Genomic DNA, 20,347 nt, shown 5'->3' with positions numbered 1-20,347 from the left:
AAGCGCCGTCAGCTACAAAATCAGAAGTCCTGAACCAGGGACACGCGCACATTGCGGCCCGGCTGGGTATAGGCATCGGCAATCTGCGTCGTGCGGCTCAAGCCACGCACATCCGCCCAGCGCGAATACTTTTTGTCGGTCAGGTTGTAGATGCCCACGTTCAGACGCGTGCCGGGGCGGATACGCCATTGCGCACTCAAATCCAGCACCGTCGCTGATGGGCTGAGGAAGGGGCGGCCGGTGGAGAGATCAGGCGCATCCTTGTCTTTTTTGCCTGCCCAGTGCGAGGCGCTGAGCTGCACGCCAACGGTGGATCTGTCATAGCGCACGCCCAGCACCAGTTGCTGCGGCGAGATGGTGTCCACCGGCTTGTTGGTGCTCTTGTCCGTGCCCTTGGTGTAGCCATAGGCAGCATTGGTGCGCCAGTTACCTCCCGCAAACCGGCCCCAGTCGTAGTCGGCCTTGAGCTCGAAGCCGCTGATGTGCACGCGGTTCAGATTGACGGACTGGAAAGTGGCCGGGTTGTTGCGGTCGCCATATTCACCCGCCACCTGCACCTGGTCCTGGATGAAGTCCTTGTAACGCCCCGTAAAGGCTGCTGCATCGAGGCGCAGCGCATTCATGCGGCCGCGCAGACCCACTTCGAAGGTATTGCTCTTTTCAGGCTTGAGGTTGGGGTTGGGAATGCTCTTGTAGAACATGAACGGGTTCTCGAAGAAGGCATTGATCTGCCCCGCATTCGGCGCCCTGAAGCCTGCGGCATAGTTGCCGTAAACCGACCAGGCATCGTTCATCTGGAACATCGCGCCCAGCTTGGGCGAGATGGCCGAGTCCGAATTGCTGACCACCGTACCGCCAAAGCCTTGCTGCTTGGGCTTGATGCTGTAGTGCTCGGCACGCACGCCGGGCGTCAGGCTGAACGCGCCATAGTGCAGCTCGGCCTGGGCAAACAGCGCCGTCGATGTTTCCGTGGTGTCGGGGAAGCGCTTGAGCGGAAAGCTCTCACCGGCAGGCGGTGTGATGCCGTCCTGCGTATTGACCACCTTGCCGCGCAAATAATCCATTCCGTAGGTGAACTTGCCGCTGGCATTGCGGCCCCAGCGCAGCGTCTTGCCGGCCTGGGCATGCAGTTGCAGCGCATCCTCGTCATAGGTCACATCGCGCTCGCGATAGGCCAGGGGCGGGGTGCGCGTTTCGGTCACGAATTCGCGCGAGTCCGAGCTCTGGTAACTGGCCATCAGCTTGATTTCATCGGCCATCGCCGTATTCAGCTCGCGCCACTCTCCCTGCCAGCTGGCGCGCCAGCGCTTCATGGTGGTTTGCGCCCGCGAATCCGTCACCGTGGCCGTGCGTGCGCTCAGCAAATCGTAGTCCGCGCGCTTGTCCACGTTTTCCAGCGTGAACACATGTTTTTGCACGGCAGACGGCGTGTAGACCAGACGGCCCAACAGCGAATGGCTCTTGTCCTTCTCGGGGTTGGGCGTGGTGCGCAACGCACCCACCACATTGTTGCTGCCCATGTTTTCGAGCGCGCTGGAGCGGCCTATGCCGGCCGACAGCAGCCAGCTCCATTCCGGGCTGGCACGGCCTGCCAGCGTCGCACCCACGCGCTTGCCATTGTCCGAGCCGTCATAGCTGGCCGAGACGCGGCCGCCAATGTTCTTGCCATCCTTGAGCAGATCATCGGGCTGTACGGTGATGAAGTTGACCAGGCCGCCCATGCCGTCCGAACCATAGAGCGCGGGCACAGCACCACGCAGAATCTCCACGCGCTGAACCAGACCCAGATCCAGATAATCGCGGCCAAAGGAGTTGGCACTGAAGGCATAGCTGCGCGGCAGACGCACGCCATCGACCAGCATCAGCACACGGTTGCCTTCCAGGCCGCGGATATTGAAGCCGCTGTTCTGATCGCGCCCGGTGGACGAACCTGCCAGCGAAAAGCGCGCCGGGCTGCGTGGCACTTCCACATTGGGCAGCCTGGCCGCCAGCTCGCGGATGTCGCCGATTTGCTCCTCCTCCATCTGCCGGGCGTCGATGACGTCCACGCTCATGGGCAGGCTGTCGGCGTCCTGCTCGTCGCGCGAGGCACTGACCACCACATCACGCATCACGGGCGCGCTGCGATCGGCGCGGGCTGCGGCCACCTGAACGGTTTCTGCCGCACTTTGCTGCGCCTGGGCCGAGATGGCAAGACAGGCCAGCGTGCAGGCAAGAGTCAGCGGACGTAGATTGGAGCGTGGCGCCAGCATGGCGCGGGCGTGCAAGACGGTGGCATAAGCCATACCAGAAACCCTCTTTATTCATTGAAATGGAATAGAGCTGGCTTCTGGGCGGTGCACCGGGAACTACAGGTCGAAACGTCAGAGGCTTCGCGGCCTGTAGCTGGCACTGCATTTGCTGGCTGAATGCCCCGGAGTATATGCGAATAATTCTCAACCGCAAATAAACCGTTACAAAAACTAGGAATGCCGACCACACGACGGGCTTGCCAGCCATCTGGCGCAGGTTCATCATCCCCCTGTTTTCAGCACAAATTTGATCACCATGAACCCTGACCGAAGTCACGGGTCCATCTCGCTCCAGCACTGAGGTCCACCGCCAACAACCGCCTTGGCCGCAGACACCGGAGCAAGAGGGCCCATCCTCAAGCCCGGAGAGTCTGTGCCGCCACTGGCGTGCCCTGCTCCCCTCCTTTGAATGCATGCAGCCTGCACTGCCGCAGAGCTGCCGGGAGCTGGCCATGAAACGTCTTCTCGCCCGCAAGTTTCCGCACGGCTTTCTGCTGCTGCCGCGCAGCATGGCCGCCGCACGCCGCCTGGGGCCTGGCCTCATCACCGGCGCTGCCGATGACGACCCCAGCGGCATCGCTACCTACTCCCAGGCCGGCTCGCAATGGCGCTTTGGCCTGGTGTGGATGCTGCTGCTGACCACGCCGCTGATGATCGGAATCCAGATGCTTTCAGCACGCATTGGCTGGGCCACGGGCCGGGGTCTGGCCGCCAATATGCGCCAGCTATGCCCGCGCTGGCTGACGCTGAGCCTGATTGGGCTGCTGGTCGTGGCCAACACTATCAATATCGCCGCCGACATCGGTGCCATGGCCGAGGCCACACGCCTGATTGCGGGCGGCCCGACCATGCTCTACAGCCTGCTGTTTGGCGCGCTTTGCCTGCTGGCCCAGGTTTTTTTCTCCTATGAACGCTCGGTGCGTCTGCTCAAATGGCTGACGCTGTCGCTGCTGGCCTATTTCGCCGTGGTGATGGTCGTGCATGTACCGCTCAAGCAAATGGCACTGGAGTCGCTGCGGCCCTGGCAGTTCCTTCCTGTCCATGCCTCGCTGCGCGACTATGCCGCCATGATGGTGGCCGTGCTGGGCACCACCATCAGCCCCTATCTGTTTTTCTGGCAGGCTTCGCAGGAAGTGGAAGACCTGCGCCTGCGGCCCGATGCCGCAGCGCTGCGCCGCGTCCCCGCCTATGTGCAGGAGCATCTGGCCCGCATCCGCCTGGACACCACCGTGGGCATGCTGCTGTCCAACGGCGTGGCGTTGAGCATTGTGGTGGCCACGGCCGTGACGCTGAACCTCAACGGCATCACCGAAATCCAGACCTCGGCCCAGGCCGCCGAGGCTCTGCGCCCGGTGGCTGGTGACCTGGCCTTCACGGTGTTTGCGCTGGGCATCATCGGCACGGGCCTGCTGGCTGTTCCCGTGCTGGCCGGGTCGGCAGCCTATGCGGTCAGCGAAGTGCTGGGCTGGAAGGCCAGTCTGTCCCACGGCTTTCATGAAGCACGCGGCTTTTACGGCCTGATCATTGCCGCCACGGGCCTGGGCACTCTGCTGGGCATGCTGGAGGTCGACCCCATCAAGGCCCTGATCTGGAGCGCCGTGGTCAATGGCGTGATCTCCGTACCCATCATGGCCGTGATGCTGTGGCTGGGCCAGTCCCAGCGCATCATGGGCGAGCTGACTATTTCCACCCGCCACCGCCTGCTGGGCTGGACTGCCACGGCACTGATGGCACTGGCCGTGGTGGTGATGCTGCTCACGCTGTAGTCCCTCTGGGGCGCTGCATAGAAAAAGGACTGCCGAAGCAGTCCTTTTTTGATAGCTTCCAGCGCTTGACCAACAAGCGCCAGAGGCCAGTTTAGTTGCGAATCAGATGATCGAAGGCCGACAGCGCCGCCGTGGCACCTGCGCCAGCGGCAATCACGATCTGCTTGTAAGGCACTGTCGTGCAGTCACCTGCGGCAAACACACCGGGCAGGTTGGTCTGGCCCTTGGCATCCACCAGGATTTCGCCAAACTTGCTCAGCTCCACCGTGCCCTTGAGCCATTCGGTGTTGGGCACCAGGCCGATCTGGACAAACACGCCTTCCAGCTCCACATGGTGCTCGGCACCGGTGGCGCGATCCTTGTAGCTCAGGCCGTTGACCTTGCCATTGGCACCGGTGATCTCGGTGGTCTGGGCGTTGGTGATCACCGTCACATTGGGCAGGCTGTGCAGCTTCTTGACCAGCACGGCATCGGCCTTGAGCTGATCGGCAAACTCCACCACCGTCACATGGGCCACCAGACCTGCCAGGTCGATCGCAGCCTCGATGCCGGAGTTGCCGCCGCCGATCACCGACACGCGCTTGCCCTTGAACAGCGGACCGTCGCAGTGCGGGCAGTAGGCCACGCCCTTGTTCTTGTACTCGGCTTCGCCGGGCACGTTCACATTGCGCCAGCGTGCGCCGGTGGACAGGATCACGGTCTTGGCCTTGAGCGAGCCGCCATTGGCCAGCTGCACCTCCACCAGACCGCCAGGCTGTGCCGCGGGAATCAGCTTCTCGGCGCGCTGCAGATTCATGATGTCCACATCGTAGGCGCGGGTGTGGGCTTCCAGGGCTGCGGCGAACTTGGGTCCGTCGGTTTCCAGCACGGAGATGTAGTTCTCGATGGCCAGCGTGTCGTTGACCTGGCCGCCAAAACGCTCGGCCGCCACGCCGGTACGAATGCCCTTGCGCGCGGCATACACAGCCGCTGCCGCGCCGGCGGGGCCACCGCCGATGATCAGCACATCGAAGGCGTCCTTGGCGGAAATCTTCTCGGCTTCACGTGCTGCGGCGCCGGTGTCGAGCTTGGCCACGATTTCTTCGATGCTCGTACGACCCGTCGTAAAGACCGAGCCATTCATCAGCACCATGGGCACGGCCATGATTTCGCGCTCGGTCACTTCCTTCTGGAAGGCACCACCTTCGATCACCGTGGTCTTGATCTTGGGGTTCAGGATAGCCATCAGCGACAGTGCCTGCACCACATCGGGGCAGTTGTGGCAGGTCAGGCTCATGTAGACCTCGAAGTTGAAGTCCCCGTCGAGCGCCTTGATCTGGTCGATCACGTCCTGCTCCACCTTGGGTGGATGGCCGCCCGTCCACAACAGGGCCAGCACCAGCGAGGTGAATTCATGACCCAGAGGCAGACCGGCAAAACGCAGCTGGGTGTCAGTGCCTGTGCGCTGCACTAGGAACGATGGCTTGCGTACATCGTTGCCATCGGTACGCAGCGTGATCTTGTCGCTGCGCAGGGACTGGATGGTTTGCAGCAGATCGCGCATCTGGGCGCTGGTCTCGCTGTCATCCAGTGAAGCCACCAGCTCAAACGGCTGCTGCACACGTTCCAGGTAGGCGGCAAGTTGGGCTTTGAGTTGATCGTCAAGCATGGTGGATTCCTTTGAATTTAGAGTTGTTGATGCAATGCAGCAAGGTGGGTTTGAGGCACCTGCCCGCCCATGAAAGCAAAAACTGGGCGTAAAAAAGCCGGACGGACAGGCAGCAACTGCCTGAGCGTCGTCCGGCTCTCAGAGCGCTTGCACGCTCAGCCGATGGTCATCAGGCTTAGATCTTGCCAACCAGATCCAGCGAAGGAGTGATCGTTGCCGAGCCTTCCTTCCACTTGGCGGGGCACACCTGGCCGGGGTGAGCGGCGGTGAACTGGGCAGCCTTGAGCTTGCGCAGGGTTTCCGACACGTCACGGGCGATTTCGTTGGAGTGCACTTCCATGGTCTTGATCACGCCGTCGGGGTTGATCACGAAGGTACCGCGCAGAGCCAGGCCTTCTTCAGGGATGTGCACGCCGAAAGCGTTGGTCAGCTGGTGTGTGGGATCGCCAACCAGGGGGAACTGAGCCTTGCCCACGGCGTCGGAGGTCTCGTGCCACACCTTGTGCGAGAAGTGAGTGTCGGTGGTCACGATGTAGACCTCGGCACCGGCCTTCTGGAATTCAGCGTAGTTGTTCGCTGCGTCTTCGATTTCGGTAGGGCAGTTGAAAGTGAAAGCGGCAGGCATGAAGATCACCACAGACCACTTGCCCTTCAGGCTCTCTTCGGTCACGGTGATGAACTCACCCTTGCCGTTGCGGTTCACGTAAGCTTCAGTCTTGAACGGTTGAACTTGTGTATTGATCAGAGAAGACATTTGCTGTTTCCTTGTGGTTGGTGTTGATGACAGGATGAAGTTTAGAGTTTCTCAATCAATTAATCCAATCAATTGATTGAATCAAATCGATTGCGCAAACCTATCAATCATGGTTCCCAGTGAATCTGGAGCCAAGCCGCATTGCTTTGCAGCTCAGCTTTGTATTGTGGGCCGAATCTGGCCACTTCAAGCCAATAGTCCTTCAATCGCTCTCATAGCTTTTGTTGTCATCAGCCTGTCAATTCGCAGATGAGAGCTGCCGTCAGGCAAAACGTAAGCGAAACGAGAACAAGCCTCATATGCAGCTAATGCGCCAGAGCGTGGACTTTCTTGATCTGTCGCATAAAGCGACGACAATCCCTATGACACCCACTAGCAAAAGAAGGAGCCTCCATGAAAGGTGATGCACAAGTTATTTCCTGGCTGCAAGCCCAGCTCAAGAACGAACTGACCGCCATCAACCAGTACTTTCTGCACTACCGCATGTATAAGCACTGGGGCTTCGACAAGCTGGCCAAGAAGGAATACGAGGAATCCATCGGCGAGATGAAGCACGCCGACTGGCTGATGGACCGCATCTTCATGCTCGACGGCCTGCCCAATCTGCAGGACCTGGGCAAGCTGCAAATCGGCGAGGATGTGCCCGAAGCCCTGGCCTGCGACCTGCGCCTGGAGCAAGCCGCACAGCAAACCATCAAGGACGGCATCGCCCACTGCGAATCCGTGCGCGACTATGTCTCGCGCGATCTGCTGCAGAAGATTCTGGACGACACCGAAGAGCACATCGACTTCCTCGAAACCCAGCTCGACCTGATCGGCAAGGTTGGCGAGCAGAACTATCTGCAGTCACTCATGGGCGAGATCGAGTAATACACTCCGTCGAGCCGAAACGCAAAGCGGCCCTGCAAGGGCCGCTTTTTTTCAGTAGTTCCCGGCGCTCAACTGGGCATCAGAAAGTCGCGGCTGATGCCTGAACCCAGATCGTTGACCCGGTCGAGAAACTGCGTCAGATAGGCATGCAGGCCCGTGGTCAGTATCTCGTCGATACGGCCATATTGCAGATCGGCCAGCAGGCGTCCGGCCTTGCGCTGCGTTTCCTGCGAATGGTCATTGCCCACACGGTCCAGATTCTTGACCACCTCTCGCATGCTGGCCAGCAGCGAGCGCGGCATGTCGGCGCGCAGCATCAGCAGCTCGGCCACACGCTCGGGCGTGATCACATCGCGATAGACCTTGCGATAGACCTCGAAGGCCGAGACGCTGCGCAGCAGCGCGCTCCAATGGTAGAAGTCAAAACTGGCCGCGCCCCGGCCGCGCTGCACGCCATGGTAGTCACGTTCGATGGCATGGAACTTCACATCCAGCAGCCGCGCCGTGTTGTCAGCACGTTCAACGAAAGTGCCCAGCCTCACAAAGTGCAGCGCCTCGTCCTTGAGCATGGTCCCCAGCGACACGCCGCGCCACAGATGCGAGCGGTATTTGACCCACTCGAAAAACTGGGCCGGATCTTTTTTCCAGACATCCCTGCCGAAGTCATGCTGCAGCGCCAGCCAGGTCTGATTCTGGGTCTCCCAGGACTCTGTGGTCAGGGCTCCTCGCACGGCACGGGCATTCTCCCGCGCAGCTTTCAGGCAGGCAAAGATGGATGAAGGATTGACCTCGTCCGAGACCATGAACTCCAGCACCGTTTCCCGGTTCACCGTGCGATAGCGCTCCATGAACGATGGCACCAGCTCGCTGATGGACAGCACGCTGTGCCAGTCGCGTTCCACATCGCGAATGCTGCGCGGCAACATGGCTGTTTCGTAGGAAACACTGAGCATGCGCGCGGTATTCTCGGCCCGCTCGGTATATCTCGACATCCAGTAAAGATGATCTGCAGTGCGTGACAGCATCAGTGGCCTCCCTCTTGCTCTTCCAGTACCCAGGTGTCCTTGGTGCCCCCGCCCTGAGACGAATTCACCACCAGCGAGCCTTGCTTGAGCGCCACGCGCGTCAGGCCGCCGGCGACCATATTGACCTCGGTACCCGTCAGAACAAAAGGCCTCAGGTCGATATGGCGCGGGGCAATGCCTTTGTCCACCATGGTCGGGCAAGTGGACAAGCTCAGCGTGGGTTGGGCGATATAGCCCGAAGGATTTGCCAGCAGCATGCGGCGGAAGTTCTCGATTTCGGCCTTGCTGGCGGCCGGGCCAATCAGCATGCCGTAGCCGCCAGCGCCATGCACCTCCTTGACCACCAGCTCATCCAGGTGGTCGAGCACATATCGGAGGTCATCCTCCTTGCGGCACAGCCAGGTAGGCACGTTCTGCAGTATGGGCTCCTCGCCCAGATAGAAGCGGATCATCTCGGGCACATAGGGGTAGACCGATTTATCGTCGGCCAGGCCCGTGCCCACGGCATTGCAGATATTGACATTGCCTGCACGGTAGGCCCGCATCAGGCCTGGGCAGCCCAGCGTGGAGCCGGGGCGGAACACCTCGGGGTCCAGAAAATCATCGTCCACGCGGCGGTAGATCACATCCACACGCTGCAAGCCCTGCGTGGTGCGCATATAGACCACGTCTTTCTCGACCACCAGATCCTGTCCTTCGACCAGCTCCACGCCCATTTGCTGGGCCAGAAAGGCATGCTCGAAATAGGCACTGTTGTACATGCCCGGGGTCAGCACCACCACCGTCGGTTCGGCCACGCCAGGCGGCGCGCTGGCACGCAAGGTGTCCAGCAACATATCGGGGTAATGGGCCACGGGCGCGACCGCATTACGGGAAAACAGCTCGGGGAACAGACGCATCATCATGCGGCGGTTTTCCAGCATGTAGGACACGCCAGAAGGCACGCGCAGATTGTCCTCCAGCACGTAGTACACGCCGTTGCCCGCCGCGTCCGGAGCACGAACAATGTCTATGCCTGCGATATTGGCGTAGACATCGTTGGGCACCTTGATGCCCTCCATCTCGGGGCGGTACTGGCTGTTGCCGCGCACCAGCTCCTGCGGAATCAGACCGGCACGCACCATGTCCTGATCGTGATAGCAGTCGCGGATAAAGCGGTTGAGCGCCGTCACGCGCTGCACCAGCCCGGCCTGCATGCTGGCCCACTCATGCGCGGGAATGATGCGGGGAATCAGGTCGAAGGGAATCAGACGCTCCGTTCCCGCGCCGCTTTCATCCTTGTCGCCATAGACAGCGAACGTGATGCCCACTCGGCGAAACACGATCTCGGCCTCTTCGCTGCGCGCGCGCAGAAACTCGGGCGACTGTCTGGTCAGCCACTGCGCATAGTCGCCATAGTGCTCTCTCACCGCCCCCCCGGGTGCAACCAGGTCCTGATACATCTCGTCGAATGTGCGCATTCCTGTCCTCTCAATCTGCGCGGCTGGCACATGCCGCCACGCCCGTTTCAGTTTAGCCCTGTCTTCAGCGCTCAACAGCACCGCCAAAGATATGGCCTGGAACGTCACGCAAGATTCGCGCCAACTCTCATGGATCGAGCCGGGAAACAGGCACCGCCCCCTTGTGCACATCCCAATAACGCGACCGGGCTTGCCTCTCGCAACGCAAATCCAGCGGTTTTGCGGACGACCAGGATATGGCCCCGCAACCATCCTGCAGCACCAGCTCGCTGCCTGCGGCCAGATAGCGCTGGCTGATCTCCGCCACCGGATGGCCGAAGCGATTGAGATAACCGGCCTGCACCACAGCCCAGCGCGGCCTGAGGCCTTGCACCCAGGCCTGGGTCGATGAGGTCTTGCTGCCATGGTGAGGCACCAGCAGCCAGTCCACCGGCTCGACCGCGCCGGACTGCAGCAATTGCTGCTCCTGCGGGGCTTCGATATCTCCGGTCAGCCAGGCCACGCGCCCGGAAGCCGAAACTATGCGCAACACACAGCTTGCAAAATTGGGCTTGAACCTGCGCCCCTTGAGCCAATCCTCACCGGACGGTGGATGCAGGACTTCAAACTCCACGCCCTCCCACTGCCAGCGCAGGCCCTGAGTGCAGGCCTGCACCGGAGCCAGTTGCGCCAGCTTCGGATCATCCACTACCGAGCTGGAGCCCATTACGGCCAAGCCCGGCAGCGCCGCCTTGACGGCCAGTGCACCGCCGGTATGGTCCAGGTCTCGGTGGCTGAGCATCATGACGTCCAGCCGCATGCCCCAGGCGGCCAACAAAGGCAGAAGCACCCGCTCCCCCGCATCGCTGTTGCGGCTGTATTGCGGCCCGGCGTCATACAGCAATCGATGCGCGGCCGTGCTGACGATGACCGCATTGCCCTGCCCTATATCGACTGCCAGCAGTTCGAACTCGCCCCACTTCGCCCAATGCGCCGGCCACCACAAGGCCGGAAAGGCCAGAGCCGCAGACACCAGGCGCAGCCGCCAGGGCAAAGGCGCGATCAACAACAGGCCTGCCGCAATCGCCAGCACGCTGGCCCACCAGTCCGGTTGCGGCAGAGCCCACACCGCCCAGGGCAGTTGCCCCAGCCATTGCAACAAGTGCATCAGCGGCAACATGGCCAAGGCTGCGCAGGCGGCAGCCATGGGTACAAAAGCGGCCAGCAGAGCCAGCGGCGTGACCACCAGGGTCACCCATGGAATGGCAACCAGGTTGGCCAACAGCCCGACGATGGAAACCTGCCCGAACAGCAGCAAGCCCAGCGGCGCCAGCGCCAGAGAGATCAGCCACTGCTCCCGCCACAAGGCCTGCAATCTCGAAATAAATCGCCTTGCAACCCTTTCACCATCTGCGCGAGAAGCTCCCGAATCGGTAGCAAGCAGAACCCCGACAGCCACAAAGCTGAGCCAGAAGCCCGCCTGCCACAAGGCCCACGGATCGGCTGTCACCACCACGGCCAATGCCAGCAGCCAGACACAGGGCCAAGGCCAGCGCACGCCCCATCCTTGCAGCAAGGCCGCCACGGCCAGCATGCACACCGTGCGTTGCGCAGGCAACCCCCAGCCGCTGAACACGGCATAGGCCGCCGCCAGCAGCACCCCGGCCAGCAAGGCCACGCGCGGCACGGGCTGCCAGCGACAAGCCCTGGCACTGAGCCGCCACAGCCGCCCCACCAGCAGCGCCGCCACCCACGCAAACATGGTGATATGCAAGCCTGAAATACTCATCAGGTGGGCCACACCCGTCTGGCGAAACAGCGCCCAATCTGCCCGGTCTATGGCCTGCTGATCACCCACGGCCAGTGCCGCGACCACGCCCATCGCTGCCTGCTGCCGCTCCGGGTCCAGTGCAGGTAACCAGGCATGCAGTTGTCGAGTCTGGCCGCGAATGCGCTCGCGCAGCCACTGGCGCCAGCGCTGCAAACGGTATGCGCTGCCCACCTCCAGCAACTGCGGCAGAGGTTTTTCACGCACATAGCCCGTGGCCTGCACGCCCTGCTCCCAGGCCAGCAGCTCATAGTCAAAACCATGCGGATTGCGCGCACCATGGGGTCGCTTGATGCGCACCGTGAAACGCCAGCGCTGCCCGGGACTCAAGGCCAGCCCCTGCGACCAAGGCGGCAGCAAAGGCTGGCTGGCATCCAGCTCCTGGCCATAAGGCCCATACCATGACAGCTCTATCAGTTCAGGCAGACCCTGCACGCCCGTTGTGGCCTGATCGACCTCAAAACGCCAGCGCTGCCCGTTGGCGGTGTTTTGCAGCATGGAAGCAATCGTGCCCTCGACCTCCAGGTCCACCGCCTCCAGAGCCTTGGGCAAGGTCTGCGCCAGATAAGCCTGGGCGCGCCAGCCGGTCAGCCCCACCGTGCAACAGGCCGCACCCAGCATCAGGAGCAGCCAGCACACCGGTTGCCGCTCTATGAACCTCGGGATGCCCAAGAACAATGCCAGACCCAGCAGCATCAGGCACTGGTAGGCCGGCAAGGGCCACAACCCGGGCTGCGTCACCTGCCAGGCCGCGCCCAGCACGCAGCCCCATAGAGGAGCCAGCCAGGAAAGCCGGGCAGGCATGGACGCGGGCACCGGGCTCGGGTGGTGGCTCATCCCGCCATGCTAGAGGGGCGATCCCGTGCCCCGCACTGCGGCTATCCCTGCCTGCGTGCTGGCATGTTGGCGCAAGGCCAGACAAGGCCCATGCAGTGTGCGAATTGGAGCGTGCCGGCTCGGGCCTGTGTCAAACTCGACCATCTAGGACTTACGCAAACAAGCCGGGCCGCCGCTGCGGATGCACAAGAAGCGCTCCCATCGGAAAAATTTCTTGCTTGAACCTGATTTACGTAAGTCGTGCCATCTTTCATTCCCGCACTTTTGGAGCCCGTCATGAGCGTTTACGACAAACTCAAAGCCCTGAACATCACCCTGCCCGAAGTTGCCCTGCCCGCTGCGGCCTATCTGCCCTATATGCAGACCGGCAATCTGGTCTTCCTCAGCGGTCACGTGGCCAAGCAGGGTGGCAAGCCCTGGGTGGGCAAGCTGGGCGAGAACATGACGACCGAGGAAGGCAAGCAGGCCGCCCGCGCCGTGGCCATCGACCTGATGGGCACCTTGCAGCACGCCTGCGGCGGCGACCTGAACCGCATCAAGCGCATCGTCAAGGTGATGAGCCTGGTCAACTCCTCCACCAGCTACACCGAGCAGCATCTGGTCACCAACGGCTGCAGCGAACTGCTGGGCGAAGTCTTTGGCGAAGCCGGCCAGCACGCCCGCAGCGCCTTCGGCGTGGCCCAGGTTCCCATGGGCTGCTGCGTGGAAATCGATCTGGTCGCCGAGCTGAACTGATCAATCTCAATACGCCACTGCATAAAGTGAGCATGCTGTGCTGGGTATTCATAGAGTTCAGAATCGAAACAGTCTGAATCCATGATCTGAGCAGCGCCAGCAGCTCACTTTTTTATTTTCTGCGGCATCTGCCGCAGCGCCTTGAAAAGAGAATTCCCATGCCCTACACCCAGGCGTACCAGGAGCACCATGAGCCGCCACTGGTTCTGAGCATTCAATCCCATGTAGCCTACGGCCATGTGGGTAATGACGCCGCCATGCTGCCACTGCAACTGCTGGGCATGGAACCCGTGGCCGTGCACACCGTGCAGTTCTCCAACCACACGGGCTATGGCGAGTTCAAGGGCCAGGTATTCACTCCTGCCCATGTTCAGGATGTCCTCGACGGCCTGCGCGCCCGCAACGTGCTGGAGCGCTGCACCGCCGTGCTCTCCGGTTATCTGGGCGACGCAGGCGTGGGCGAAGCCATTCTGGCCGCCGTGCAGGAGGTGCGCGCCTCCCATCCCAAGGCCTATTACCTCTGCGACCCGGTCATGGGCGATGTGGGGCGCGGCGTCTTCGTGCGCCCCGGCATCCCCGACTTTCTGCGCAAGCGTGCGCTGTCACAGGCCAGCGTCATCACCCCCAACCATTACGAATTCGAGCTACTGTGCGGCGGCCAGCCCCTGGACTCGATGGCTGCAGCCGTCCAGGCAGCCCGCGCCATGCTGGGTCAGATGCATGAGCCCAGCACCGCGCTGATCGTCATCACCAGCCTGCGCACCAGCGACCTGCCCAGTGACCAGTTGGCCACCCTGGCCGTGACCGGCGACAAGGCCTGGCTGGTGCAAACGCCCTATATAGACTTGCACCCGTTACCCAATGGCATGGGTGATGTATTTGCCGCCGTGCTGCTGGGCCACCTGATTCAGGACAAGCCCATTCCAGACGCCGTCTCGCGCGCGGTCAGCAGCCTCTATGCCCTGGTGTCCCGCACTCGGCCCGGCCAGCGCGACCTGCCCCTGGTCGCCTGCCGTGAGCAGATCAATGCGCCGGCACAGACCTTTGCGGCCTTGCCCGTGGCTGCGTCGTAAATCAGCCGGGTTGGTCCAGGCCCGGTTCTTGAGATGACACCGCGCTTTCCCATCGATTTCAACGAGCTCCTAGAACATGATCTCGTCATGCTCTCGCAGACGGATGAAAGACAGGATATTCACGGTGTCTCCGTGCTGCTGAGCGAAGGCCTGGTCGTGGAGCTTCAGGAAGAAAATCTCTACAGCGACGGCTGCCACGAACTGCTTGTTGCGCAGGGAATTGTTGAACCCAATCGCACGGGTACCTGGCTGCACGTCAAATGGTGCTGCAGGCTGGATGCCCAAGGCGTCTGCGTCCGCCAGCCCTCTCCAAGGAACGAGCCATGAGGTCTTTCGCGTCCCGACTCAGAGCTTTCACAGGCGCAGCTGCGGCCCTGACTCTATGCATGCAGCTGACACCGGCCCACGCACAGGCGCTCGAGCAAACAGCCGAGCCAAACGCGTTGATGCCGCCAACGCAAGACATTGAAAACCCGCTCTCGCTGAATCGGGAAACACTGGGCAAGGCCATGCAAGCCCTTCTGAATGCCACCATCGCGCGTGATTTGGCAGGTACCTTGAAATATGTGGCGCCAAGAAAAATTCAGAAGATTGCGCAATCCATGGGCAAGTCCCGCGAAGAAGCCATGACCGAGCTGATCCGGATTGGCCAGGAAGCCGACCAACGCCATGGCGTCAAGGTTCTCTCCGGCCATTACGATCTCGATGCCGCGCAATACGGCACGACCTCTGCCGGCCGCAGCTACGCCCTGCTGCCCTACAGCCGAACATTCGAAAAAGACAGCAGCACCTTTGAGCGAACCTATCTGGCACTGGCAAGCCTGGATGAGGCGCAGATTTTCATCACCCCGCTCAGCGACGACACGCTGCTGCCCGAATTGATTGCGCTCTACCCTGATCTTGCTGAAATCAGATTTCCAGTGGAAAGCACCCGCACCCGCCAGCAACCGTGAGAAGTTTTTGGTCAACCGCTATCGGCCAGAAGCTGTCAGCCGCTGGATACCCGGCGGACGGCTTCAAGCCGATTGCGACAGGCCTATCGCGCTGCATGCACTCAACGCGGGAGCGCGCGAAGTGCACGACATTCAGGTAGGTCGTTAGCGTGCTTGAGGTAGGCAATCAAGTCGCTTCGCTCCTTGGCATCAGGGATTCCGTCATAAGTCATGCTGGTGCCCGGGACCACTTTCATGGGCTGCGCCAGAAAACGGTCCAGCGTTTTTTCATCCCAGGTGAAGCCAGAGTTTTTCATGGCCTGTGAGTAAGCAAAGCCGGGCACGGAGCCCGCACGCCTGCCCACCAGATTGCAATGATGTGGGCCCACCCGGTCGTAAGCCAGTGCATGGCAGGCAGCGCAACGGGCATAGACCTGCTCGCCCGGCAGCTTGTCTGGCGCTGCATAGGCTGCCGCAGCGAGCGACAACACGCCAAGCAGCTGCCACCGTTTGGTGTTCATGATACGAATGCCGTAGGGACGGGCACCTCACCTATCGCCTGTCGCAGTACCGCCCAATGCATTGCCTCATCGCCCAGAATACTGGCCGCAGCCTTGGACAGTTCTCTGTTGCCAAATAAGGGGACGGCGCCCAGATAGGCACTGACAGCTCCTTGCTCGAGTTGCGCGGCGAAGCGCAACACATCCTCCTGCGATTTCAGCTGATTCACCGGGAAGTTATAGGCAGTCTTTGGCACAACCGGTTTGCCGCCTAGTTTTTCAATCGTCTTTGCCAACAGATCTGCGTGCGCTTTGTGGTGACCTTGAAAAGTCACAGCCAGATCCAGCACCGGTTGTTGTAGCAGCTTGCTTTCCGCTCCCAGCTGATATGCGGCGATGGCCTCCAGCTCTGCGCCCAGGGCCGTGTTCAGGATTTGCGTGTCCTGTTTCCCGCCATCGCCCGTCTTGGCCGCCAGCGCATCACGGCCAGCCAGCAGAGCAATGGCGGCTCCAGAAAGCACCAGACCCGAATGACCAAGAAAGAGGCGGCGAGCCTCCTGTGGATGAGTGATATGCAAGAACGACATGGCGCACTCCTTCGTGGGTAACGAGGCCTGCCTGGAAAGTCCGGAAATCCGGCGTCCAAGGCAAACACTCATCCATTGGATGGCTCGGCGCTTCGCCACGTTCCACCCCTGTTGGCAGCAGGGACGGCGCTCCAATCAGCGCGGGAACGCCTGATGCGGGTACACCATCCAATGGTCATAGGAGTCACCCATGCCGCACACCCCATCCTTGAGTCGCAACCCTATGGCTGCCGATGCATCGGATCTGGAACTCGCATTGAGAGCAGCCAGCGGCGATGAGATGGCCTTCGAGGCCATCATGCGTCGTCACAACCGCTTGCTGTTCCGTACCGCCAGAGCCATTTTGAAAAGCGACACGGATGCCGAAGATGTCGTGCAGCAGGCCTATTTGCAGGCCTGGCAAGCATTGGGAGACTTCAGAGCCGATGCCAAGCTGTCAACATGGCTGGTGCGCATTGTTGTCAACGAAGCACTTGGACAGCTGAGGCGTCGTCAGCTGAAGGTCGTGCCGTTGGAGGCCGTGATGGTATCGACGGCACAGATGGATGCCAGCTGGCAACAAGACGATATGGATCGCAGTCCCGATCGCGCTGCCATGCGTTCGGAGCTGCGCCGGATCATGGAGGCTCGCATTGACTTGCTACCTGACGACTTCCGCCGGGTTTTCATGTTGCGGGGCGTGGAAGAGATGAACGTGGAGGAAGTCTCGCAAATACTGGAAATCCCAGAAGCCACGGTGCGCACGCGCTTCTTCCGTGCCCGAAGCATGCTTCGGGAAGGACTATCCCAGGATCTGGACATGGCTCTCAGCGATGCATTCACCTTCGACGGGGAGCGGTGCAATCACATCGTGTCTTTAGTGCGGGCAAGACTATCCCCACGTTAGGCACGCACGCTTGAGCTGTTTGTCAGAGACCAGCGCAAGCCCGCCTGGCCTTCAATCAGGCACTTTTCAAAGCTTGCATACCGAGCTGTCATCAATAAGGACGATGCCAATCCCATGGACAAACGTACCCTCTCACATGAGTCCAGTCAGTGGCTCGGTACGTAATATCAAAACCGGAGGCAAGAATGACATTGCAAGAAATCTCGGACAAGCTCGAAATCAATGAACTGCTGGCACGGTACTGCCATGCCCTGGGCCAAAAGGACTGGGGTGCCTTTCAAGCAGTGTTCTTGCCCGATGCGACCCTGGACTTCACCGCCTTTGGTGGGCCCAAGGGCTCTCCCAGGGAGTTGCAGGATTTTTTTACGCCGATTCTCAACGGCCTGGCATCCACACAGCACACCGTATCCACGGTCAAGATAGATTTGGCAGCAGACGGCGCGACAGTTCGATCAACCGCCATTGTTCCCATGACTGCCAAGTCGCCAGAGGGCAAGGAATCAACCTTTGTGAGTGGCCTTTGGTATGAAGACACCTTCCAGCGAACAAAGGAGGGCTGGAAAATAAAGTCACGCAAGCAAGTTCGGAGCTGGGCCGGAAACATGGCCTAGAACTGCGCTGTCAGTTAGCGGCCCATGCGTCGCTGTTGAGCTTCCGTTCGGGGTCATTCAAAGTCACACCCCTCTATAAAAAAAGCCGCCCCAGGCATCTGGCGCGGCTTTTTTACTTGGTACCGGGAGCGCTTATTCCACGCGAGTCACGGACTGAGGCTTGAAACCCAGGTCTGCGGCCTTACCCTTGCGGCCGCGGTTGCCGCGGGCATTGTTGAGGCTGCGGATCTCCAGCGTCTCGGTACGCGCCTTGCCGCCACGCCCCACGCCATCCAGGCGAATGCTGCGCGTATAGGCGGCCGCGCCGGCCAGCTGATCCTTGTCTTCCAGACTAATCAGCATCAGGCCGCGCCCGCCCTTGGGCATGGCCTTGAGCTCGGCGATCTCGAAGGTCAGAATGCGACCGCCCACCGAGGCGCAGATCACATGGCTGGCGGGGTTCAGCAAACCGGCCCCCTGCTCGCCGCCTTCCACATACTCGGCGCGCGCATTCATGGGCACGCCATGCACAACCGAAGGCGCACACAGGGTCTCGCTCTCGCCCAGCGTGACAAAGGCCTTGCCGGCCTTCTGGCGCGAGACCATATCGCCCACGTTCGCCGTGAAGCCGTAGGCACCCGAGCCAGATAGCAGAAGCTGCGTGCTTTCGCTGCCGGCAAAGTAGTACAGCAGCTGGGTACCGGCTTCGAGTTCGATCATCGTGGTCACGGGCTGGCCATCACCGCGTCCGCCTGGCAGGGCCGATACCGGCACCGAATAGACCCGGCCGTTGCTGCCAAAGGCCAGCAGTTGATCGACGGTGCGGCACTCGAACGTGCCATAGAGGCTGTCGCCGGCCTTGAAGCTCAGCGTATTGGCATCCACGCCATGGCCCTGGCGCGTGCGCACCCAGCCCTTTTCGGAAATGATGACCGTGGTGGGTTCATCCACCACCTTGACCTCGGCCACCACCTTTTTCTCCTCGTGGATCAGCGTACGGCGTGCATCACCAAAGGTCTTGGTGTCCTGCTCGATTTCCTTGCAGATCAGGCGGCGCATGGTGGCTTCGCTGCCCAGGATGTCTTCCAGCTTGCCCTGCTCGCTGCGCAGCTCCTTGAGCTCCTGCTCGATCTTGATGGCCTCCAGCCGCGCCAGTTGGCGCAGACGGATTTCCAGAATGTCCTCGGCCTGACGCTCGGAGAGATTGAAGGCATCAATCAGGGCCTGCTTGGGTTCATCGCTGGCGCGGATGATGGCAATGACCTTGTCGATATTGAGCAGCACGGCCTGACGGCCTTCGAGGATGTGGATGCGATCGAGCACCTTCTCCAGCCGATGCTGGCTGCGCCGCGTCACGGTCTGGAAGCGGAAGGCAATCCATTCCTCCAGCATCTGGCGCAGCGACTTCTGCACCGGGCGGCCATCGAGGCCGATGCTGGTCAGATTGATGGAGCTCGACGACTCCAGGCTGGTGTGGGCCAGCAGCGCCGTGATCAGCTCCGACTGAGGAATCTTGCCGGTCTTGGGTTCGAACACGATGCGCACGGGCGCATCCTTGCTCGACTCGTCGCGCACGCAGTCCAGCACGGCCAGCATGCTGGCCTTGAGCTGGGTCTGCTCCTGGCTCAGCGCCTTCTTGCCGGTCTTGACCTTGGGATTGGTGATGTCCTCGATCTCCTCGAGCACCTTCTGGGCCGACACGCCGGGCGGCAGCTCGGTCACCACCAATTGCCACTGGCCGCGTGCCAGCTCTTCGATCTTCCAGCGCGCGCGCACCTTGAGACTGCCGCGGCCCGTGCGGTAGGCATCGGCAATATCGCTGCTGGAGGAGATGATCTGGCCGCCGCCCGGATAGTCTGGGCCGGGAATCAACGCCAGCAGCTCTTCCTCGGGCAGCTGCGGCTTCTTGATCAGGGCCACGCAGGCTGCAGCCACTTCGGGCAGATTGTGGCTGGGGATTTCGGTGGCCAGACCCACGGCAATGCCGCTGGCACCATTGAGCAGCGAGAACGGCAGACGAGCCGGAAGCTGCTTGGGCTCCTGGGTGCTGCCGTCGTAGTTGGGGACGAAGTCCACCGTTCCCATATCGATTTCATCGAGCAGCAGGCCGGTGATCTTGGACAGGCGTGCCTCGGTATAACGCATGGCCGCTGCGCCGTCGCCGTCGCGGCTGCCGAAGTTACCCTGGCCGTCGACCAGCGGATAGCGCTGGTTGAAGTCCTGCGCCATGCGCACCAGCGCGTCATAGGCCGACTGGTCGCCGTGCGGATGAAAGCGGCCCAGCACGTCGCCGACCACGCGCGCGCTCTTGACCGGCTTGGCCGCCGTGTTGCCGTTCGGGCCGCTGTAGCCCAGGCCCATGCGGTCCATGGCGTAGAGAATGCGGCGCTGCACGGGCTTCAAGCCATCGCTGACATCGGGCAGGGCACGGCCCTTGACCACCGATAAAGCGTATTCGAGGTAGGCGCGCTGTGCGTATTGACCCAGATCCAGCGCCTCGCCAGAGGCTTGTTGAGACAAATCCAGTATGGTTTGATCGCTCATGAATTCTTTGTAGTTTTTCATAGGACTTACGCAAACAGGGAT

At 61.3% G+C, this 20,347-nt stretch carries 17 protein-coding genes; 8 read left to right on the top strand and 9 right to left on the bottom strand.

The genetic code is table 11. The annotated features are described in order from the left end of the window. Positions 1 to 20: 20 nt before the first annotated feature. A complete protein-coding gene (locus QMY55_RS06380; protein ID WP_283487835.1) occupies positions 21 to 2,285 on the bottom strand; it encodes a TonB-dependent hemoglobin/transferrin/lactoferrin family receptor in 2,265 nt (754 codons plus the stop codon). Between the two features lie 458 nt (positions 2,286 to 2,743). Here QMY55_RS06380 and QMY55_RS06375 point away from each other — a divergent pair, with 458 nt between their 5' ends. Then, positions 2,744 to 4,057: an NRAMP family divalent metal transporter gene (locus tag QMY55_RS06375; protein ID WP_283487834.1), complete on the top strand. Its 1,314-nt coding sequence runs from the start codon at positions 2,744 to 2,746 to the stop codon at positions 4,055 to 4,057. Positions 4,058 to 4,148: 91 nt separating this feature from the next. Here the strand turns inward: QMY55_RS06375 and ahpF are convergent, their stop codons facing one another. Beyond that, on the bottom strand, positions 4,149 to 5,705 hold the full coding sequence (ahpF, locus tag QMY55_RS06370; protein WP_283487833.1) for an alkyl hydroperoxide reductase subunit F: 1,557 nt from the start codon (positions 5,703 to 5,705) through the stop codon (positions 4,149 to 4,151). A gap of 175 nt (positions 5,706 to 5,880) precedes the next feature. After that, positions 5,881 to 6,459, bottom strand: coding sequence for an alkyl hydroperoxide reductase subunit C (gene ahpC / locus QMY55_RS06365; protein ID WP_283487832.1), 579 nt, complete (start codon positions 6,457 to 6,459; stop codon positions 5,881 to 5,883). Positions 6,460 to 6,852: 393 nt separating this feature from the next. Between ahpC and bfr the strand changes: the two genes are divergently transcribed. Beyond that, complete coding sequence (bfr, locus tag QMY55_RS06360; protein WP_283487831.1) at positions 6,853 to 7,329, top strand: bacterioferritin; 477 nt, start codon at positions 6,853 to 6,855, stop codon at positions 7,327 to 7,329. Between the two features lie 68 nt (positions 7,330 to 7,397). Here bfr and QMY55_RS06355 read toward each other — a convergent pair whose 3' ends face one another. The 3 genes from QMY55_RS06355 to QMY55_RS06345 all read right to left on the bottom strand — a co-directional run bounded on the left by QMY55_RS06355 (position 7,398) and on the right by QMY55_RS06345 (position 12,458). Then, the gene (locus QMY55_RS06355) at positions 7,398 to 8,354 is read right to left on the bottom strand and encodes an alpha-E domain-containing protein (protein ID WP_283487830.1); all 957 of its coding nucleotides are present in this window, start codon (positions 8,352 to 8,354) and stop codon (positions 7,398 to 7,400) included. Continuing rightward, on the bottom strand, positions 8,354 to 9,814 hold the full coding sequence (locus QMY55_RS06350) for a circularly permuted type 2 ATP-grasp protein (protein ID WP_283487829.1): 1,461 nt from the start codon (positions 9,812 to 9,814) through the stop codon (positions 8,354 to 8,356). Before QMY55_RS06350 ends, QMY55_RS06355 begins: the two co-directional genes overlap by 1 nt. Positions 9,815 to 9,941: 127 nt before the next feature. Continuing rightward, positions 9,942 to 12,458, bottom strand: a complete 2,517-nt coding sequence (locus tag QMY55_RS06345; protein WP_283487828.1) for a DNA internalization-related competence protein ComEC/Rec2 — start codon at positions 12,456 to 12,458, stop codon at positions 9,942 to 9,944. 276 nt (positions 12,459 to 12,734) lie between these two features. On the opposite strand from QMY55_RS06345, the gene QMY55_RS06340 reads away from it, so the two are divergent. The 4 genes from QMY55_RS06340 (at position 12,735) to QMY55_RS06325 (ending at position 15,219) form a co-directional block, all read left to right on the top strand. Then, positions 12,735 to 13,193 carry a RidA family protein gene (locus tag QMY55_RS06340; protein WP_283487827.1) on the top strand — a complete coding sequence of 153 codons (459 nt, stop codon included), beginning with the start codon at positions 12,735 to 12,737 and terminating at the stop codon, positions 13,191 to 13,193. Between the two features lie 158 nt (positions 13,194 to 13,351). Then, positions 13,352 to 14,266: a pyridoxal kinase PdxY gene (gene pdxY, locus QMY55_RS06335; protein WP_283487826.1), complete on the top strand. Its 915-nt coding sequence runs from the start codon at positions 13,352 to 13,354 to the stop codon at positions 14,264 to 14,266. Positions 14,267 to 14,299: 33 nt separating this feature from the next. After that, on the top strand, positions 14,300 to 14,593 hold the full coding sequence (locus QMY55_RS06330; RefSeq protein WP_283487825.1) for a hypothetical protein: 294 nt from the start codon (positions 14,300 to 14,302) through the stop codon (positions 14,591 to 14,593). Between the two features lie 59 nt (positions 14,594 to 14,652). Continuing rightward, on the top strand, positions 14,653 to 15,219 hold the full coding sequence (locus tag QMY55_RS06325; RefSeq protein WP_283487824.1) for a hypothetical protein: 567 nt from the start codon (positions 14,653 to 14,655) through the stop codon (positions 15,217 to 15,219). Between the two features lie 101 nt (positions 15,220 to 15,320). On the opposite strand, the gene QMY55_RS06320 is transcribed toward QMY55_RS06325, so the two are convergent. Both QMY55_RS06320 and QMY55_RS06315 read right to left on the bottom strand, forming a co-directional pair. Continuing rightward, positions 15,321 to 15,719: a c-type cytochrome gene (locus tag QMY55_RS06320; protein WP_283487823.1), complete on the bottom strand. Its 399-nt coding sequence runs from the start codon at positions 15,717 to 15,719 to the stop codon at positions 15,321 to 15,323. Continuing rightward, positions 15,716 to 16,285, bottom strand: coding sequence for a ferritin-like domain-containing protein (locus tag QMY55_RS06315; protein WP_283487822.1), 570 nt, complete (start codon positions 16,283 to 16,285; stop codon positions 15,716 to 15,718). Before QMY55_RS06315 ends, QMY55_RS06320 begins: the two co-directional genes overlap by 4 nt. A 190-nt stretch (positions 16,286 to 16,475) precedes the next feature. Between QMY55_RS06315 and QMY55_RS06310 the strand changes: the two genes are divergently transcribed. Then, complete coding sequence (locus QMY55_RS06310; RefSeq protein WP_283487821.1) at positions 16,476 to 17,171, top strand: RNA polymerase sigma factor; 696 nt, start codon at positions 16,476 to 16,478, stop codon at positions 17,169 to 17,171. 185 nt (positions 17,172 to 17,356) lie between these two features. Beyond that, entirely contained in the window at positions 17,357 to 17,782 is a 426-nt protein-coding gene (locus QMY55_RS06305; RefSeq protein WP_283487820.1) for a nuclear transport factor 2 family protein, read from the top strand. A 132-nt stretch (positions 17,783 to 17,914) separates the two neighbouring features. Here the strand turns inward: QMY55_RS06305 and parC are convergent, their stop codons facing one another. Beyond that, entirely contained in the window at positions 17,915 to 20,305 is a 2,391-nt protein-coding gene (gene parC, locus QMY55_RS06300) for a DNA topoisomerase IV subunit A (RefSeq protein WP_283487819.1), read from the bottom strand. Positions 20,306 to 20,347 lie beyond the last annotated feature (42 nt).

Source organism: Comamonas resistens (assembly GCF_030064165.1).
Classification (GTDB): Bacteria; Pseudomonadota; Gammaproteobacteria; order Burkholderiales; family Burkholderiaceae_C; genus Comamonas; species Comamonas resistens.
The sequence above is the reverse complement of the archived record's forward strand: the minus strand, read 5'-3'. Positions and strand labels throughout refer to the sequence as shown.

What these genes read in the sequence shown, in the direction of transcription:
- QMY55_RS06315 (WP_283487822.1), bottom strand. Translation starts at nt 16,285, where the DNA reads ATGTCGTTCTTGCATATCACTCATCCACAGGAGGCTCGCCGCCTCTTT.
- parC (WP_283487819.1), bottom strand. Translation starts at nt 20,305, where the DNA reads ATGAGCGATCAAACCATACTGGATTTGTCTCAACAAGCCTCTGGCGAG.
- QMY55_RS06330 (WP_283487825.1), top strand. Translation starts at nt 14,300, where the DNA reads ATGACACCGCGCTTTCCCATCGATTTCAACGAGCTCCTAGAACATGAT.
- QMY55_RS06380 (WP_283487835.1), bottom strand. Translation starts at nt 2,285, where the DNA reads ATGGCTTATGCCACCGTCTTGCACGCCCGCGCCATGCTGGCGCCACGC.
- QMY55_RS06320 (WP_283487823.1), bottom strand. Translation starts at nt 15,719, where the DNA reads ATGAACACCAAACGGTGGCAGCTGCTTGGCGTGTTGTCGCTCGCTGCG.
- QMY55_RS06375 (WP_283487834.1), top strand. Translation starts at nt 2,744, where the DNA reads ATGAAACGTCTTCTCGCCCGCAAGTTTCCGCACGGCTTTCTGCTGCTG.
- QMY55_RS06355 (WP_283487830.1), bottom strand. Translation starts at nt 8,354, where the DNA reads ATGCTGTCACGCACTGCAGATCATCTTTACTGGATGTCGAGATATACC.
- bfr (WP_283487831.1), top strand. Translation starts at nt 6,853, where the DNA reads ATGAAAGGTGATGCACAAGTTATTTCCTGGCTGCAAGCCCAGCTCAAG.
- QMY55_RS06350 (WP_283487829.1), bottom strand. Translation starts at nt 9,814, where the DNA reads ATGCGCACATTCGACGAGATGTATCAGGACCTGGTTGCACCCGGGGGG.
- ahpF (WP_283487833.1), bottom strand. Translation starts at nt 5,705, where the DNA reads ATGCTTGACGATCAACTCAAAGCCCAACTTGCCGCCTACCTGGAACGT.
- QMY55_RS06345 (WP_283487828.1), bottom strand. Translation starts at nt 12,458, where the DNA reads ATGAGCCACCACCCGAGCCCGGTGCCCGCGTCCATGCCTGCCCGGCTT.
- pdxY (WP_283487826.1), top strand. Translation starts at nt 13,352, where the DNA reads ATGCCCTACACCCAGGCGTACCAGGAGCACCATGAGCCGCCACTGGTT.
- QMY55_RS06340 (WP_283487827.1), top strand. Translation starts at nt 12,735, where the DNA reads ATGAGCGTTTACGACAAACTCAAAGCCCTGAACATCACCCTGCCCGAA.
- QMY55_RS06305 (WP_283487820.1), top strand. Translation starts at nt 17,357, where the DNA reads ATGACATTGCAAGAAATCTCGGACAAGCTCGAAATCAATGAACTGCTG.
- ahpC (WP_283487832.1), bottom strand. Translation starts at nt 6,459, where the DNA reads ATGTCTTCTCTGATCAATACACAAGTTCAACCGTTCAAGACTGAAGCT.
- QMY55_RS06325 (WP_283487824.1), top strand. Translation starts at nt 14,653, where the DNA reads ATGCAGCTGACACCGGCCCACGCACAGGCGCTCGAGCAAACAGCCGAG.
- QMY55_RS06310 (WP_283487821.1), top strand. Translation starts at nt 16,476, where the DNA reads ATGCCGCACACCCCATCCTTGAGTCGCAACCCTATGGCTGCCGATGCA.